2 protein-coding genes are annotated in these 1,106 nt (G+C 67.2%); both read right to left on the bottom strand.

From position 1 onward, the window contains the following. Positions 1-778: alpha-amylase family glycosyl hydrolase (locus C3492_RS43835; RefSeq protein WP_258056272.1), on the bottom strand; the 778-nt coding region annotated here is incomplete at its 3' end. Further along, the coding region (locus C3492_RS43830) for an alpha-glucosidase C-terminal domain-containing protein (protein WP_181140871.1) at positions 775-1,106 on the bottom strand (332 nt) is incomplete at its 5' end. The genes C3492_RS43835 and C3492_RS43830, both read right to left, overlap by 4 nt.

Here is a 1,106-nt window from a genome sequence, read left to right as displayed (position 1 = left end):
CCGCCAGCAGGACGGTGTCCGGGTACATCGCGTCGATCTCGCGCCGGACCCGCTTCAGGAAGGCGTGCGTGGCGGGCAGGTTCTCGCAGTTGGTGCCCTCCTCGGCGTAGAGGTAGGGCACCGCGTCCAGGCGGTAGCCGTCGATGCCCAGGTCCAGCCAGAACCGCAGGGCGGCCAGGATCTCCTCCTGCACGGCCGGGTTCTCGTAGTTCAGATCCGGCTGGTGCGAGAAGAAGCGGTGGAAGTAGTACTGGCCGCGGACCGGGTCGAAGGTCCAGTTGGAGGACTCGGTGTCGACGAAGATGATCCGGGCGTCCTGGTACTGCTTGTCGTCGTCGGCCCACATGTAGTAGTCCCCGTAGGGGCCGTCGGGGTTCTTGCGGGACTCCTGGAACCACGGGTGCTGGTCGCTGGTGTGGTTCATGACGAAGTCGATGATCACGCGCATGCCGCGCTGGTGCGCGGCGTCCACGAACTCCACGAAGTCGGCGAGGTCACCGAACTCCGGGAGGACGGCGGTGTAGTCGGAGACGTCGTAACCGCCGTCCCGCAGCGGCGACTTGAAGAATGGCGGCAGCCACAGGCAGTCGACCCCCAGCCACTGGAGATAGTCGAGCTTGGCGGTCAGGCCCTTCAGGTCGCCGACGCCGTCGCCGTTGCTGTCCTGGAAGGAGCGGACCAGGACCTCGTAGAAGACGGCGCGTTTGAACCACTCCGGGTCCCGGTCCTTGGCGGGAGTGTCCTCGAAGGTGTCCGGTACGGGGTCGTTGACGGTCATGACGCTGCGGGCCCTCCGATCTGGGGCGTCGATCGCCCGACGTGGAGCACGTGCGCCGGCGCCCGGCCGGGCGTGAGTCGCACGTAGTTGGTCCTGCCCCAGTGGTACGTCTCGCCCGTCAGTTCGTCGTGCACGGACGGGGCGGCGTCCCAGTCCAGGCCGAGTCGCGGCATGTCCAACGAGACCGTTGCCTCCTGGGTGTGGTGCGGGTCGAGGTTGACGACCACGATGACCGTGTCCGTACCCGTGCGCTTGCTGTAGGCGAGCACGGCGTCGTTGTCGGTCTGATGGAACCGGAGGTTCCGCAGGCGCTGTAGCGCCGGATGCC

Origin of the sequence: Streptomyces sp. Ru62 (genome assembly GCF_002920615.1) — a bacterium.
In the GTDB taxonomy this organism is placed as follows: domain Bacteria; phylum Actinomycetota; class Actinomycetes; order Streptomycetales; family Streptomycetaceae; genus Streptomyces.
Note: the sequence above shows the minus strand (reverse complement) of the source record. Positions and strands in the feature narration are given on the sequence as shown.